Below are 16,712 nucleotides of genomic sequence, written 5' to 3' on the forward strand. Positions count from 1 at the left end.
GTTGCGCGGTATTGCACTAACCATACACAATCATGGTGTTATCTTATATAAACTTGCTGGTTTACCGCACATATAAAAAATCAAGTCAAAAACAAATCCATATGTAAAAATTTAAATAAAGCATTGTAATTTAGCGATGTTATGCTCCATTCAAACTATAAATCTTATTTTCCAGAAATAAATTATTTAAGGGGGTTTGCAATATTAGCTGTTATTGCCATACATGTCTCTGCTTCGTTTACTAAAATGGAAGATATTGATTCGCTGGCTTTAAGCTATATGACAATCGATGCATTTACACATTTTGCAGTCCCAGCGTTTGTGTTTGTATCAGGATTTGTATTATACAACAAATATCCTCAAAAAACTGAATGGAAAGCATTTTACAGGAAAAGATTGAATTCAATTGTACCCCAATACTTTTTCGTATCTTCTTTCTATATGATTGCCCTTTTTTTCGGAGCTAAATTCTTGAATAAGCCTATCAATATGGATTTAATCAGCGTATTGTATAGATATTTAACTGGTGGAGCATTTTATCATCTCTGGTTTTTTGTTTTGATCATACAAATATATCTGGTATATCCTTTTATACAATATATATATATATATATATATATATAATTGCACAAAAAAATATTATATACCCCTCACATTGATATTAACATACATCATGAGCATATTATATTCCATATTTATGGATGGTCACGAAGTGCTTGGCCAAATAACACTTTTTAGCGGATATATGTTTTATTTTGTATTAGGGATGTACATTAGAGATAATTATAAACTCTTGAACTCTAGATGTTATACTCGCCAAGGATTTGCTTGCAGTTTAGTATTGCTATTTATAGGAACAATTTTTTACATCAACGAGTTTGCAATAAATTATTTTTCATATGAGTTAGTCAAAGAAAATGTATTATTGGAACATTTTTGGACATTTATAAGCCCATTATATTTTGCCACTATTACACTAATTTTCCTTTATATATCTGTGAATCTAAAAAATGATTTACAATCAACATTGATTGGAAAAATTGGTTCATATTCATTTGCGATCTATTTAGTACATGCAGCAATTCTTTACATTCTAAACCTCGGGCTAAGTGTCGTAGAGTTTGATATGAATAACGTATTTTACTTCCCTGCATTATTTATACTAACATCATCTATAAGTATAGTAATTATAAAAATCGTCACATATATACCCTACAATAAATATCTAATTGGGAATATCAGGTAAAAGGCCAATTAATTATTATTTTTTGTTCATTTATCTTACATAATTACTAGACAAAAGGATTGGATTTCTATCTGTATATATAAGTATCTTAGATATTTTCGATGGAATCCACTTTGTCGACAAATAAGGCATTTTTTGGACAAAGTGAGATCAGGGTTTCGATGTACCGTTCAAACGAATGTTGCTGTAATACATACATTCTTCTCTGGAAAACAGGGGCATGGGCACATCTTCATCCACCAGCCTGACAGGTGCATTCCTCACAATTACACAGGGAACACTTTCTCCACCCTCACCCATTACAAGCTGGCAGGCAGACATAATATTATCCGCCACAGCCTTATGAGTGATATGAAGGATATTTCCAAACAGATCACTTTCCCCCCTGGCATCCTCAACCGGAATCAGGCCGGAGGTCCCAAGCGCCACACCCACACAACCCAGTCGCAGGGGCTGGGTTCGACTGTCACCCACAATTACACCGATATCACATCCAAACATTTTCCGAAGTCCTTTCCTGATGACTGAAGCACTTTTATCAGCATCCTCGGGAAGCAGGACAACGTGGCCAGCGGGGGCATTGGAACCATCAATTCCTGCGTTGGGAGAAAGATTTCCTTTAGTAATAGTCAATGCTGCACCGGGCACCCCTCCGAATACCTCATCACATTCCTGCAACACCAATTCCATTTCCCGCGGATCAAGACTGTAGCGGTGGGCCAGTTTTAGTGCTTGTTGTGTGGGACTTATGTCTGAAAGGTTCACTATCCTTCCTTCAGCTGTAGCTACTGCAGATTCGGCCAGCACTACCACGTCACCATTTTCCAGAGTAACGGATTGTTCTGCAAAAGCTTTTGAAAGTACTTCTACAACATTGTCCCCGGAATTAATAATGGGGGTTTTTACACCTATGAGCTGCATTGAAGAAGATTTATTCGCCTTCTGCAAGATATTCCCCCATTATCTGGATGGCACAGTATTCCCCGCACATGGAACACGGGCCCTCCATCGGGCAAAAATCCCTTGGACGATCCGGGTCAAAAGCAAGTTCCATCTGCCCTTCCCAATCAAAACTGGCACGTCTTTTTGCAAGCAGACGATCTTTTTCTGCCATACCATATTTCATCGAGTCACCTATATGGGCAGCTATCTTGAAAGCAACCAGTCCCTCTCTTACCTGGTCCGGGGTTGGCAGGGAAAGATGCTCGGAAGGAGTTATGTAACAGAGGTAGTCAGCACCTGCACCGCTTGCCATACTTGCCCCTACAGCACCTGCGACATGATCATACCCCAGGGCAATATCCGTAGGCAGAGGACCTGCCACAAAAAGGGGATGGCAGGATTTGGAACGATAGGTCCCAACATATTCAGGAATGGAAGCGGCTGCCACATGTCCACCCATCCCTTCTATGATTACCTGTACGCCGTATTCATTGGCACGTTTTGCAAGGGCTGCATTGTTTTCCATCTCCATAAGCTGGGCCGGATCCGGCCTGTCATGGATACAACCACTTCTCATAGTGTTACCCAATGACAGCACTACATCATTATCCCGGAGAATTTCCATGACCTCATCGAAGTTTTCAAGAAATGGGTTTTCACAGCCACTGCCAAGCATGAAGACACTGGTAAATGAGCCACCTTTGGATACCATACCCATCAGCCTGCCAGAACCTTTCACTTCTTCAAGCATTTGTTTTTCAACACAGTGCAATACAACGGAGCTGATACCTTCAGCTACCTGGGATCTGAGATAGGACAGTATGTCATCGGAAGTAACATTTTTCAGTCCGCATTCCACAACTGCCTGATAGACAGGAACCGTGGTAAGGGGTAGGGTGGTATTTTCAATAATTTTTTTACGAATCTGCGGGATGTCTCCTCCCATTGAAAGATCGGTTATGGTATCGGCACCGTATTTTTCTGCAATCAGGGCTTTTTCAATCTCTGAGGAGGGATCAATGCTCGCAGCGGAACTGCCGAGATTTACATTGATTTTGGTGGTAGCCCCTTTCCCAATTGCAACCGGAGGATTGCCCTGTCTTGTCATGATTACAAGGCTGCCCTCCTTGACGCGGGATAGTACCGTGTCAGGGTCCATATTTTCCTGTACTGCGACCTGCTGCATCTCAGCGGTCAATTCACCGTTTTTGGCATGATCAATCTGTGTAAGCATAATAATCCCTTGGAGGGGTAGTCAGTTCTTTTCATGTAAACCGGCCATTTCAAAGAGGGCCGTTATGTGCCTGTAATGGCCAATTGGCATGAGATGTATGCCCCTGCACACCTTTTTTAATTCACGAACTTGTTCAGCACATATCAGAAGGCCTTCTTCTGCAGGGTCAGTTGAGGATTCCATGCGTGCTATCAGTTCATCCCCTACCTGGATACCCGGAATCTTCTCATTCATGAAACGGGCCATATGAGCGGATTTGAGAGGAATGAGCCCCGCAAGCACCGGGATTTCCAGATGGGAAATACTTTCCATGAAGGTCTCAAAATGGCCGATGTCATAGACAGCCTGGGTCTGGAAAAAATCAATTCCCATACGTGCTTTTTTTTCAAGTTTCATTAGCTGTAGCGGCTGATCAGGTTCGGTATTGCATACCGCCCCTTTTGTAAAAGAGGGAGACGATTCCAGGGGATTACCTGCAATATCGAATCCTTCCTCCAGTCGATTCATTGCCCCGAGCAGTTGTACCGAATCAAGATCATACACCGGTTTTGCACCGGGATTATCCCCTTTTGTCGGGTAATCCCCGGACATTATACAGACATTTTCCATACCCATTGCATAAGCCCCAAGCAGGTCGGACTGGAGAGCCAGACGATTACGATCCCTGCATGTAAACTGCATAATAATGTCCAATCCCTGCTCCTTTAACATGTGACCCATTGCCAGGGGGGACATGCGCATAACCGCACGCTGGTTGTCGGTAATGTTGAATGCATCCACGTAATCCCTTACCAGTCCTGCTTCCTCAAAGGCCGAGGAAACGTCCACTCCCTTGGGCGGCGATATCTCTGAGGTGATTACAAATTCATCGGACAGCAGTTTTTCCTTGAAGGCAGATGGCATGGCAGGATAATATGTAGCATTGGTTTTTAAACTCATCGAAGCAGGAAAAGGAAATAGTAATACTCAACCATCATATTCCTTGGGCTCGAAAATCCTTTCCAGCAGGTCCAGCCGGCCGATCTCCTTAAGCCTTAAATAGATGAGTTCCCAGGCACAATCCCTGTCCGGGTCAACCTCGCATTTACCTTCCATCGCACCACCGCAGGGCCCGTTCAGAAGACCCTTGGGACAGCGGGCCGTCGGGCATATGCCGCCAAAAAAATCTGCAATGCAGCTGCCACACATGGCACACAGGTCTTTTCTGACATGGCCTTCTGAATAACCGCCCAGTGAATCGGTGTTTGTTGCCGGTTGGACCGGAACGTCCACAAGAGAGGAAACCACTGAAAGACCGCTGCCACAGGACATTACTATAATGGTGTCGGCTTTCTCTATCGCAGGATCAGTCTCCAGCAAACGCTCCCTTGATTTAATGCTGCAGGCAGCCTTTGCAACCCCTCCACCAATTACTTCTTTTCCTGCATCCCGTAGTTTGCGGCACATAGCCTCCACTTCAGGTTCCCCACCCACATGTAACTTGGTGGCACAGACTCCGCAGCCCAGCACAAATATCTTGCCGGAATCATCGAGGTTTTCCAGGATTTCTTCAAAGGGTTTGGAAGAGGAGATTATCATAGGTATCCATTCTGCAAAAGGAAAAGATGGTATTAAAGTTTACCAGTACATTCGAATAAATAATCATAGCTATTATTTTGTGATGATGTGCCTCTTGTGTTTTCCGCATCTTCTGCAGACATAATGTTTCTCTGCAACACTGGAAGAGAAATCAGAATAGCCTCCGGCATTTTTCCATTCATGGATACCAATAAAGCAAAGGAGTTTGGATAATTGCATCCCAATATCCTTATTTTTCTATCTCAGGCATTCCTATACCCACAAAGGTCAGCTTGGTCTCAATCGGCAAACCACTGCCTTCATGGAGTTTGATTTCCTGCTTGCTGACTTCCACTTTAACATCTCCGCGATCCAGACCGGCTTCTTTCATGTATTCAAGCACCATTTCCCTGCCGAGTTTTTCAGCTGCTTCAAGTGCATCCGGATATCCCGGGAATTTTTGCCTGCCACGCGGGGAGAACATCATTATACCTGTTTTGTTACCCTTGGAAACCGTACGAATCAGAATCTCCACACGTTTGATACCTTTACCCACAAGTGCCCCCACAGCATTACCAACTTCCGCATGTTCAGGGAGGATTATGTCAGCATCCAGCAACTCATTCACTTCATTAACATAGGCACTTACAGGTCCACCCAGAAGTATGACCGGAACATCGACTTTGAAATGACTGAAAAACTCTTTCTGGTTTGCAATGATTGTCTCAATTTCCTCTTTATCCACCTTTCGGAGAAGATAGGCCATTATGTATAATGCCATATTATGGGTAAATTTGGATTTTACAGCCTCGGAAAACTTGCTTTTTTCCAGAAAAGTCAACCTGCCCAGTGTGTTTGCACCTATACGGGATGCTTCCGCATTCCAGGCATCATATTCCCCGAGTACATGTAATGCGTCCGTAGGAGTGAAACCGATGGCCTGCACCAGTCTTTTCTGGATCAGCCTGTCCAAAAGCAGAGGAGAAGGCAATCTGTCAATGAAGATCTCAGTTACAGAGACGGGTTCTTCACCTATATTATCCAGAATCTCCTGCTCAAGCTTACTGATGTTTGGAACCTCTTTACCCGTTTTAACAAAAAATTTGGTGGGCTGGATATTCTCACACATCTGCATTTTGGAAGGAGTACGTGAAAGTTTGAGCTTGTCAATAATCGATGGCCATTTCGAAGCTGCTACACATAGAGGCATGACCCTGCGAGGGCCAATGTTTATTTTCTGGGCTTTGATCCATACGTGACTATCTCCACCCATAGCTGAGGTTTCCATGCGTAGGGCCTGCACCTTGGTCTGCCAGCCTCCCACTACTGCGCCCCTATCGGTAATCTCGGGCAACCCGTCAGTTACCATCGCCACATCGGTACTGGTACCACCGACATCAATAGCAAGACAGGTCGGAGAATCCGATAAGTAGGAAGCACCGACAAGACTTGCGGCCGGGCCGGAGAATATGGATTCAATCGGTTTTTCCTTGGCCTCATCAATACCCACAACTGAACCATCGCATTTGAGCATCAGAAGACGAGCATTAATGTTACGTCTTTCCATTTCACCAATAACTGTTTCAATGAACTGGCTTGTTATAGGTATCAACTGGGCATTGAGATAAGCAGTAACTCCTCTTTCATAGGCCCCCAGTGCCTGGGACAGCTCATGCCCACAGACCACCGGCATTCCGGTAATTTCTTTTACGATCTCTTTTGCACGCAATTCATGGTTTGGGTTACGTACACTAAAGTAGGAAGAAATGGCAAAAGCCGAAACACTTTCCTTCATTTTTGTCACATAATCCCTGATGGCCTGCTCATCCAGAGGACTTAATTCCTCACCATAAGAGCCGTGTCCCCCTTTAATTACAACGGAATTATCAATGGAATGTCCTTCAGGAATCGAATAATCCCCGATCATCAACAATGCCACGGGGTAACCGGTTTTTTCCAGAATAGTGTTCGTGGACAGGGTTGTGGAGACAGATACTAATTTTACCTTTGTGAGATACTCCTGATCCAATCCGTCAAGCGAATTTCTTATTCCTTCAAGAAGGTCCGGATAAGTGGTAAGAGCTTTATTAGAGTCGATAACTGCTCCGTCCGAATCCCTGATTATAACCGAATCCGTATATGTGCCACCTGCATCAATCCCCATACTGTATTGCATAATAAGTTGCCTCCAATTAATCAGTTCATTAATAAGATATCATCCATCGATATAATTAATTTAACCCACAGGACAAAATAACTCCTGCAATCAAAATTCCGGTTTTTACGTACGGGCATGCAGCAAGTTCCTGGTACATATCGCACGGTATTGTATTAACCATACAAAATCATGGTATTATGGTATATATAACATTTGGAACGTGAAGGTATAAAAAGGAGCGTTATGTAATGATACTAAAAATCGAGAGGTTTTCAAGGTAGATGTATCATGAATAACAACATTCAAGACCATAGTAATCTTGCAAAGCAGCCTTTAGCATATTACCTATAGCCGGCAATCCTCTTGAATTATTTTAAACTTTAACAGTTTCTCCATATTTCTATTAAATTTATTTGGTGATTGATTGTTTTGTAGAGCCGAAATGGCAATAGAAAATGTCTTTCAAATCAGATATATCATTTTTGTGACAAATATTTACCAACAATACATATTTCAATCTGATATGCAAAAAATATTAACTTTGTTTTTTAACTAAGCATGCTAATGGGTTCTTCATTTTCCACTTTCAAGTACATCCATCACGCATTTCTCAATTTGTGTAGTATTGGAATTGTAGTACACTCCGTTAATTTGAACAATATCGTCACCTACAATAGTAACTGTTGATATTCGTTGTCCCCCTTCATAAAAATTGAGGGCATACAAATATCCGCCAAGATCTTTTTGCTCCTCCATTTTTATGAATGGAAAACCGGAAATACAATTCACCAGATTGGTTATTTCGCTTCCATCTTTTATATCAATCGAATCCCCGCTTAATCCGTTTATGATCGATATTTTAGTTACATCTGCATAACTAACGTTCAGTATTTCAGATCGTATGTCTTTTTCAGGTTCATCTGTGGTAAATTCAGTGAAACCCACTAAACCGATTATGACAATAAATAGCATTACCACGTGTATTATTTTGACCAATTCTATCTCGCTCCACTACCTTTCCATAAAAATAAAAAGTTAGAGAACCTGCTTTGCAACAGATTCTCTAATATTTTTATTAATCAATATACACCATATCGTCAATATAACCATCCACAGCCACATTGACGTTATTTCCACCCCATCCATTATTAACTATCATGTACTTGTAGTTGATAAGTTCGACATATCCGTGTGCTATAATCCAGTGTTCCTCATATGTTGGATGATTGTCCGTATCAACAATTACAGGTTTATCTGAATTGATAAGAGACTTTAGATCACTAAAACTAAAAGAATATCTAGAATCTGCGCTGTAATCATCCAGATTCCGATCATCTAAGTAATCATTCAATCCATTCTTAACTGTTGAAGTATCCGTACCTTGGTTTGGAATATAGCCATCATTAATTATGAGGCTCAGTAAATCACCTTGGTTTTCATTGGATGAATCAACAAAGTCATCGTCATGTTGATCATCAAAATATATTAGCGTGATACCAGCAGCTATAGGTCCACAGAATATGTTGTCATCTTCCCATGTTCTCAATGAATCGTCCAACGATCCACTTCCTATAGATCGTCTACTCATCCTATTGTTTAAGGCTTTCAGATCAGCAAGTTTCTTATCTTTATCTACACTCACAACTGCATAAACATACTCAGGAGTTACTGCTTTATCTACGGCATTTCTCATTCCTATCTGGAATAACTCTCCTTGCTTATCTTCCATGTAGGCAAGGGGACCATTGTAGGCATATGTTTTATCACTGTCACTAAACGGAGATTTGCCTTCTAATGAAAATTCAGGAACAGAAAGGTCATTTACATTAATTATAATGTAGCCACCATTCTTCATTGAAAACGACACTGCTTCCAACTCACCATTCAGATTATTCAGTGGAATGGGGCTAATTAATTCCTTTGATTCACCCATAATATTCAGGAATAGTTCACCATATTCTTTTTCTGTACTAAAGTCATTTTCCTGCCCCACGGCAGCCGGTACAATTACCATGATTGCAACAAACATTGCAATTAGTGTTAGCGTTGCAATTCTCATTTCTTTTGTTCTCATTTCTTTACCTCTTTGATCTACTAAACCACAGAGACAAAGCTAGGCTTATATACTACAGAAAACAAATTCGAACCCTGCCTCTGGGCACGGGGTTTCAGCTATTCCGTCAAGACTGGCTGAACCCCACTAACATCTTTTTATGATGTTGCATTATGTTCTAACTATGCCACATAATAAATAATTTCTGACCATATCATCAAACTGTTTTCTTTCAGTTTGAATATATGGACACAAACCTTATATCCCAATTTTGACAGTATCCACTTCTTGCTGAAGAAACCGTCTCCTCTTTCAACCTAAAATATCACTTTTTTGTCAGGAAAAACCATTTGACAGTGTTAAATAATTCACATTAATTTCTACGATTTCATACTTTTTTGCCTTATTTTTCATGTAATCTACGGAGAACTGCCATGGCACTGTTAACTTAACTTAACTTAACTTAACTACTCTTCGAAATAACCTCCCAGATGTACAATCCCCCCAATATAGGCCCCATCACAAACAAAAAAGATAACATCAGAACAGCAATGAGTTCACTATTAACGCCATGAGAGACAACTAACTCATTGTAAACAAGCACTAAACCATTTATTGCAGAAAAAAACAAAATTATTTTCAGATTCCTAGTATTGTTGCATCCGATAGAACGAGCATAAATGTAGAAACTTACAGGCATTGCTACCAGAAGCACTGTAAGAAGCATGAATGCAATTCCTTGTAAAAAGTTAAATTCATTCTCAACTCCTAAATTGAGCTTTGAGTGCGAAATAATTGCCAAAAACGCAATTACACATGAACAGATGATCAAAGGCAGACCAGCAACATTCCTGCTATTAAATACTTTAAACACAATCAAGGACATTGGAAGCATGTAGATAACACCTACGATCAGGTGATAGATATCTAAAATAGGTTCAGGCAAGTACATGTTGACTAAAGTCATTCCGAAAACTGACCATCCTAGCCAAATCCATCCAATAAATAAAAGAGATGCCTCCCAAGGCACCTTCTTAAATTTCAATTCCATTTAGAAATACCTCTACCTTACATTATGTAATCGTAAAGGCCGTGAGCATACTTGGCACTTTCTTGAACGCATTGTGCAGTATAGTAAGCTACGTATATATCTGTTTGCCAGTTTGGATTGGTATTCATCTCATTTTTGATATAGTCATAATACTGGGCACTATGATCAGCATTATCCTCTACTGCCTGTTCTGGATCATTCACACTAATAGCTTGAGTATTAAACTCTACGTAATCTTTATATTCATATCCCGAAGCCCACTGATCATAGACATAATCCTCATAGGTTATGTGAATAACCGCATTGAACAGGGCATCACTAAACGTCCCAAGATAATCTGTAGCTCCTTTACTATGGAACGGAATACCAGGGTCTGTCAAATAATGACTTGAGTATCCAAATCTCTCATGAGCAGTTGCTTGATCATCATTATTTATCGCAAAAATAGCACTGGCTGCAAACTCATCACATCTCCCTGGTGCGCCTCCGACACCCCAATAAGCATCTTCGTAATGATTGTAGTACCTATAAATATAAGGATCAAAGCCACTATTGTCCGGGTCGTCAGCTGCATTTTTCGCATAATTACTATAAGCAGACCCATCACAAGCATAGTAAGCATAATCTTTATGTGGAGTGGAAGTCCACTTAATTTCTTTAGCGCTCCCGGGTTTATTTATATCACCACCACCTTCCGGGCTATTAATTCCGATTTCACTAAGGTTAACACTCGATTCAAAACGTTTCTCCATAATCTTATTCACATCACGTAGCACAAGATTATCAGCAACTACAAACTCATCCGGATATCTATTCCAGATATCCTGCAGATCAGCTTTTAACTGCTCTTTCTTCTTTTCATCGAGATTAGATTCATCAATCGCAGTCAGATAAACAATCTGACTCTCTTTATCAGTCGCAGCAAAGGCGATATCACTGTAAGGGGATGCCTTCACTACATCCGGTAAAGAGTTCTGCAATGCCAAGTAATCATCAACTTCTTTCATTCCTTCCTCTCCCAGTTCAGCCTCTAAAGCCTCCATTTTTAACTGGGCAGGATCTTTTACCGGAGTGCTGTTTTGTTCATCTGTTGAAGCCACTGTTGATGGTATTAAGCACAGGCACAATACCATAGCAATACATGCTATCAAAAGGCTATCTCTTTTCTTCATCGTTTATTTACCTCTTTGATCTATTTATTCCAAGGCAAAGCTACGCCTACACAGTGTAAACTAAAGCATAGCCCTGCCCCCAAGGGCATGGGGTGTAGCCATACTACATGATGAAGCTGACCCCACTCCCGAACATCATTGCGATGTTGCAATATACCCTAGATGAGAGCTAGTATAAGTATTTTCTAGACACATCATCCAACTGATTTCTTTCAGTTGGACGGTTTGTCCATAAAATTTATAAGCTCCTTTTTCACATGAATTTTTGCTAATATCATAGGAGTAAATTCATGATTAAGAAAATAGGATTTTTGCTGATGGTAATGATAGTTTCCATATCATTAACCGGGGCTACGGCCAGCCAGGATGACGGATACACTAGTGTTCCTGCTAAATCTGACGGTACTATTACACCCAGATGGGTTAGCGATACCATTGCACAGGGAGAAACAAACTGGCATGGTGAGTACATTGATTATTACACAACTTCACGTCACATAGATCTTAACTGGGGTGACACAAGCGATTCACTCAGGCTGAAAGTATATTCCCCGAGTAACGAGTTGGTTGCCACCTACTATGACAGTTCCGACGGAGTCATTGACGGAAGAATTAACATGGATCTTAGGAATCCAAGCGGAATTGAGCAAGGCCTCTGGTGGTCCGAGGTTTAACCATAAAATAACCCTGTTGAAAACAACAAAATCCGTACTGTTTTTTAAGAATTCGTACCAATATACAGATGCAGAAAAGAAAATAGTCTTCTGCCTCCGTAATGATACACGCAAATCCATTTTGCATTCCATTCTTAGGAAGCCGGGAATAACAAATAAGGATATCACTGAAGCTTTTCATCTGGATAAAAGCACTGTACGCTGGCATATTAATGAACTGCACAATGAAGAACTTGTACATTTCAATAGCGATGGGAAATACAAAAGATGTTTTATTAATCCGGCGATAGAAGCAGATGTGGAAAGAGTCATATCGGAATCCGGACCTGCCATTTCAGCTAATTAATCATCAGATTTCGACCTCAACATATAATTCAATATCGTCAAACTGAAAGTGAACGGTTGAATACATAAGAAAGTACTATTTCTTACAGGAAAGATATGACAGAAATCAGCAGGTGTGCCAGACATCCTGCTTAGAAGCCGATTACCAAGAAAGTATCTTCAATAAAAAACCGGCAAAACTCACTCCGCCAGCATGACAAAGAATCTCATTAAAGGGTTTAGATGATAGGATCATCTTGATACCTTCAGATCTTTTTCATATAACGGTATTCAACATCAGATTCCTGTTTCAGTGCATCTTTGATGAGTTTTGATATCAACGGAAGGTTTCGTGCCTGGCATTCCAGCTTATCGGCAAGTCTCCTGACCTGAAGCAATGTGCCCATTACAATTACATCGGTTCTCTCGATCTCATGGGAAACAGCATCACGTTCAAGCGCTGCATCCCCGCCGCGTGACAGGGTCTCCTGCTTGATGATCAGAGCCTCGGTAGTGGTAATGTTACTGATACGCAGCACACGGTTCACGGCCTTATTCTTCATAATTGTGGAACCCGTTTCGGTAACACCGATATTTTTCATCATATGAGCTGCATCATTGGGGTTTGTGATGTCAAGCACACTGACCTCAAAACCCTTTTCCTCGACGACCGGCTGTCTACCCCTTATCGCCTCCGCTATTCGCACAGCATCCGTTGTCTCAGCCACGTCGTGGGTGCGTATAATGTGCGCCCCTTTGTGCACAGCAATCGCGGTTGCTGCCAGGCTTCCATATAATCTTTCAGCAGCGGGCTTGTTCAGGACCTCGCCTATGAAGGATTTACGGGAAAGGGCTGCAAGAAGCGGTTTACCAAAGGTCTGCAGACGTTCAAAACGGTCAAAGGTCTCAAAATCGTATATAGGATCTTTTTCGGGAATCCATTTACCAATAGCAGGATCCAGAATTAATCTGTCTGTATCAATACCCTTCCCTTCACACAGCTCAATGATTGCCTCCAGGGAATCCATAACTGCATCCATCCCAAGCACATCACCGGGCATTTTCCGGGAGGCCATTACAACAGCAGGACATGCATGGTCTGCCACCACATCCACCATGTTTTCATCTGTCATTAAACCGGAAACATCATTTACAATGTCAGCGCCCCTGTCAAGACACTGGTCGGCAATATCCGCAAACACGGTATCCACTGAAAGAACAGCATCCACATTTCCTGCAAGAGTGTCTATTGCAGGAAGTAACCGCTCCCGTTCCATTTCCTTGCTTATGGGTTCGGCAAGGGGCCAGGTGGAGCGGCCGCCTATGTCAAGCACGGTTGCACCTTCCTCCACCATTGCAGAAGCAGCATCAATCAGGGAATTTTCCCTGACAACAGACCCCTTGTAAAAGGATTCATGACTGAGATTCAATACACCCATCAATCTTACAGGGTGGTTGTCTCCTACATTTAGTCCGCATATGTCAACATCGACGACCATTGAAACTACCAGCTGATTTTATATTTAACAGGATAATTACTCAATTTCCTTTGCAGCAAAGGTCACATGGGTCAGAAGCGTGGCTATTGTCATGGGTCCCACGCCGCCTGGCACCGGTGTAACAAGTGAGGCTTTATTCACAACATTCTCAAAGTCCACATCACCATATATCTTGCCTTCTTCTTCGGTGATTCCCACATCAAAAATAACAGCTCCTTTTTTGACCATATCTTCTTTGATGAGATGCTTGACACCGGCTGCAACTACAAGTATATCGGCACCGGTGGTGTAACTTTTAAGGTCTTTGGTATAAACATGGCATACCGACACTGTAGCATTGCGGTTTAAGAGCATTGCTGCCATGGGTTTACCAACTACATTACTGTGGCCGACTATCACAGCATCCTTTCCTTCAATATCTACATCATAATACTCAAGAGCCAAGATAATCCCCGCAGGTGTGCAGGGCACAAAACCCTCGTCGCCGATCATCAGGTTGCCCATGTTATAGGGATGAAAACCATCCACATCTTTTGCCGGGTCAATAGCCTGCATGGCTTCTTTTGCATCCAGATGTTGAGGCAGGGGCAACTGAAGCAGTATACCATGAATATCTGCACGTGTGTTCAGATCCTCGATCACATCCAGCAGTTCCTCCTGGGTAATAGAAGCGTCGAGTTTCTGATCCTCCGCATAGATGCCTACCCTGTCACATGCTTTATGCTTCAGTCGCACATACAATTGTGAGGCGGGGTCCTGCCCCACCAGGATAGTTGCAAGGCCAGGGACCATACCGGCATCAGCCTTCATAGAAGAGATTTCTTCTGTTAATTCTGCCTCAATCTGCTTTGAAATAGCTCTGCCGTCTATGATTCCTTGTTTATCTTCACCCGCCATTAAACCACCTTAGAGATGCTTGTAGATCGGGAAGTCGCTGCACAGCTGCTGTACATCAGCATTAACCTGATCCAGTACAGCCTGGTCTTTTGGATTATGAATTACTGTTTCTATAAAATTAGCAACATCTTCCATCTGAGCCTCCTTCATACCACGAGTGGTTATTGCAGGAGTGCCGACACGCAGACCGCTTGTGATAAACGGACCACGAGTTTCGAAAGGTATAGTGTTCTTGTTGATAACAATCCCACCATTGCTCATATAGGTCTCAGTCTCCTTACCGGTCAGATCATATTTGTTGAGATTGATGAGCATAAGATGGTTATCCGTGCCACCGGCCACAATATCAAAATCACGGTCTATCAGATTTGCACAGAGAGCTTTTGCATTTTTCACGGTCTGTTTCTGGTCCTGCTTGAACTTATCAGAAAGAGCTTCCTTAAACGCAACTGCCTTGGCAGCAATAATATGCATGAGAGGACCACCCTGGAGACCCGGGAAGACTGTTTTATCCACACCTTTTGCATATTCTTCACTGCACATGACCATCCCCCCACGGGGACCCCTCAGTGTTTTGTGTGTGGTTGTTGTTACAAAATCAGCATATGGTACAGGGCTTGGATGTTCACCGGCTGCAATCAGGCCTGCGATATGAGCAACGTCCGCAAGCAGGTATGCATCCACTGAATCCGCGATTTCCCTGAAGCGCTTGAAATCGATCGTGCGGGAATATGCAGAAGCACCGGTCACTATCATGCGGGGTTTTTCCTTTTTTGCCATTTCTTCAAGGGCATCATAATCCAGCTCTTCAGTTTCCTCTGCTACTCCGTAGGGTACAATATCATAAAGTTTACCTGAAAAACTTACAGGACTTCCATGGGAAAGGTGCCCTCCGTGGGAGAGATCCATGGACATTATCTTGTCACCAGGATTGAGGACGGAGAAATAAACAGCCATATTGGCACCTGAACCTGAATGCGGCTGGACATTCACATGCTCGGCACCAAAAATTTCCCTGGCCCTTTCAATCGCCAAATCCTCTGCAATATCAACAAATTCACAGCCTCCGTAGTACCTCTTCCCGGAGTAGCCTTCTGCATACTTGTTGGTCATAATGGAACCCTGAGCTTCCATTACCGCCCTGCTTGTGTAATTCTCTGATGCTATAAGGTTGAGTTTATAGTCCTGTCTTTCGGCCTCGAGCTCCAGTGCTCTGGCAATATCGGGATCTGTTTCTGAAATATAAGACATATTGTTCCTCCTTGTATCTTTGAATTTATGAGATGATCATGAGATATGTACGCGTCTTCCTTTTATGTCCAGTCTTCCTTCGGCAAACAACTTAACTGCTTCGGGGAAAATAATATGTTCCTGTGCAAGTATTCTTTCAGAAAGGGATTCTTCTGTATCTGAATCAAGTACAGGTACACTTTTTTGTAGAATAATCGGGCCGGAATCCATCCCTTCGTCAACAAAATGTACAGTGCAACCTGCGATTTTTACACCATAGTCCAGCGCCTGTTTCTGGGCATGCAGACCTTTAAAAGAAGGCAAGAGGGCAGGATGGATATTTATTATCCTGTTTCTGTAGGCCTTTATCACACTGGAACCCAGGATTCGCATGAAACCGGCAAGTAAGAGCATATCTGTACTGAATTTTGCAAGAACGTCCAGAAGTGCATTCTCAAATTTTTCATTGGATTGATAAGCAGCCGGGTCAATAAAAACAGTATTTATACCGTGATTCATAGCCCTTTCAAGGCCATAAGCGTCCTTTTTACCACTTATAACCACACTGATACAAGCATTTGGGATATAACCACTTTCCACATTATCGATAATTGACTGTAGATTAGAGCCCCTGCCGGATATCAGGACTGCAATGTTGAGAGTCATTGCCCATCC

Annotated in this window: 17 protein-coding genes; 4 read left to right on the plus strand and 13 right to left on the minus strand. The window is 42.1% G+C overall.

Features of this window, described 5'->3' with window-relative positions:
• Positions 1–141: 141 nt before the first annotated feature.
• Together EFE42_RS05825 and EFE42_RS10990 are read left to right on the plus strand one after the other, a co-directional pair.
• Positions 142–624, plus strand: coding sequence for an acyltransferase (locus EFE42_RS05825; RefSeq protein WP_123136350.1), 483 nt, complete (start codon positions 142–144; stop codon positions 622–624).
• Positions 617–1,246 (plus strand): acyltransferase family protein, encoded by a 630-nt coding sequence (locus EFE42_RS10990; protein WP_370448669.1) that lies wholly within the window; start codon positions 617–619, stop codon positions 1,244–1,246. Before EFE42_RS05825 ends, EFE42_RS10990 begins: the two co-directional genes overlap by 8 nt.
• Positions 1,247–1,396: 150 nt before the next feature.
• On the opposite strand, the gene cofE is transcribed toward EFE42_RS10990, so the two are convergent.
• The 9 genes from cofE to EFE42_RS10755 form a co-directional block, all read right to left on the minus strand.
• Positions 1,397–2,194: a coenzyme F420-0:L-glutamate ligase gene (gene cofE, locus EFE42_RS05835; RefSeq protein WP_123136352.1), complete on the minus strand. Its 798-nt coding sequence runs from the start codon at positions 2,192–2,194 to the stop codon at positions 1,397–1,399.
• Entirely contained in the window at positions 2,178–3,422 is a 1,245-nt protein-coding gene (thiC, locus tag EFE42_RS05840) for a phosphomethylpyrimidine synthase ThiC (RefSeq protein ID WP_123136353.1), read from the minus strand. Before thiC ends, cofE begins: the two co-directional genes overlap by 17 nt.
• Before the next feature lie 21 nt (positions 3,423–3,443).
• Positions 3,444–4,361 (minus strand): methylenetetrahydrofolate reductase, encoded by a 918-nt coding sequence (locus EFE42_RS05845; RefSeq protein ID WP_233564738.1) that lies wholly within the window; start codon positions 4,359–4,361, stop codon positions 3,444–3,446.
• Between the two features lie 27 nt (positions 4,362–4,388).
• Positions 4,389–5,000, minus strand: a complete 612-nt coding sequence (locus tag EFE42_RS05850; RefSeq protein WP_123136354.1) for a methylenetetrahydrofolate reductase C-terminal domain-containing protein — start codon at positions 4,998–5,000, stop codon at positions 4,389–4,391.
• A gap of 229 nt (positions 5,001–5,229) precedes the next feature.
• A complete protein-coding gene (locus tag EFE42_RS05855; RefSeq protein WP_123136355.1) occupies positions 5,230–7,155 on the minus strand; it encodes a hydantoinase/oxoprolinase N-terminal domain-containing protein in 1,926 nt (641 codons plus the stop codon).
• Between the two features lie 555 nt (positions 7,156–7,710).
• Positions 7,711–8,133, minus strand: coding sequence for a hypothetical protein (locus EFE42_RS05860; RefSeq protein ID WP_123136356.1), 423 nt, complete (start codon positions 8,131–8,133; stop codon positions 7,711–7,713).
• A gap of 79 nt (positions 8,134–8,212) precedes the next feature.
• Entirely contained in the window at positions 8,213–9,211 is a 999-nt protein-coding gene (locus EFE42_RS05865; protein WP_123136357.1) for a C39 family peptidase, read from the minus strand.
• Between the two features lie 442 nt (positions 9,212–9,653).
• Positions 9,654–10,241 carry a hypothetical protein gene (locus EFE42_RS05870; RefSeq protein WP_123136358.1) on the minus strand — a complete coding sequence of 196 codons (588 nt, stop codon included), beginning with the start codon at positions 10,239–10,241 and terminating at the stop codon, positions 9,654–9,656.
• Positions 10,242–10,258: 17 nt separating this feature from the next.
• Positions 10,259–11,413, minus strand: a complete 1,155-nt coding sequence (locus tag EFE42_RS10755) for a hypothetical protein (protein ID WP_233564739.1) — start codon at positions 11,411–11,413, stop codon at positions 10,259–10,261.
• A 290-nt stretch (positions 11,414–11,703) separates the two neighbouring features.
• On the opposite strand from EFE42_RS10755, the gene EFE42_RS05880 reads away from it, so the two are divergent.
• Together EFE42_RS05880 and EFE42_RS10880 are read left to right on the plus strand one after the other, a co-directional pair.
• A complete protein-coding gene (locus EFE42_RS05880; protein ID WP_123136359.1) occupies positions 11,704–12,087 on the plus strand; it encodes a peptidase domain-containing protein in 384 nt (127 codons plus the stop codon).
• Entirely contained in the window at positions 11,993–12,433 is a 441-nt protein-coding gene (locus EFE42_RS10880) for a winged helix-turn-helix transcriptional regulator (protein ID WP_123136360.1), read from the plus strand. Before EFE42_RS05880 ends, EFE42_RS10880 begins: the two co-directional genes overlap by 95 nt.
• A 244-nt stretch (positions 12,434–12,677) precedes the next feature.
• Here the strand turns inward: EFE42_RS10880 and folP are convergent, their stop codons facing one another.
• From folP to purN, 4 genes are read right to left on the minus strand one after another with little or no spacing between them, the layout of a single operon-like run.
• Positions 12,678–13,910 carry a dihydropteroate synthase gene (gene folP, locus EFE42_RS05890; RefSeq protein WP_123136361.1) on the minus strand — a complete coding sequence of 411 codons (1,233 nt, stop codon included), beginning with the start codon at positions 13,908–13,910 and terminating at the stop codon, positions 12,678–12,680.
• 36 nt (positions 13,911–13,946) lie between these two features.
• Positions 13,947–14,807, minus strand: a complete 861-nt coding sequence (locus EFE42_RS05895; protein ID WP_123136362.1) for a tetrahydrofolate dehydrogenase/cyclohydrolase catalytic domain-containing protein — start codon at positions 14,805–14,807, stop codon at positions 13,947–13,949.
• Positions 14,808–14,816: 9 nt separating this feature from the next.
• Complete coding sequence (gene glyA, locus EFE42_RS05900) at positions 14,817–16,058, minus strand: serine hydroxymethyltransferase (protein WP_123136363.1); 1,242 nt, start codon at positions 16,056–16,058, stop codon at positions 14,817–14,819.
• 36 nt (positions 16,059–16,094) lie between these two features.
• The gene (gene purN / locus EFE42_RS05905; RefSeq protein ID WP_123136364.1) at positions 16,095–16,703 is read right to left on the minus strand and encodes a phosphoribosylglycinamide formyltransferase; all 609 of its coding nucleotides are present in this window, start codon (positions 16,701–16,703) and stop codon (positions 16,095–16,097) included.
• Between the last annotated feature and the right edge of the window lie 9 nt (positions 16,704–16,712).

Origin of the sequence: Methanohalophilus sp. RSK, assembly GCF_003722075.1 — an archaeon.
In the GTDB taxonomy this organism is placed as follows: Archaea; Halobacteriota; Methanosarcinia; order Methanosarcinales; family Methanosarcinaceae; genus Methanohalophilus.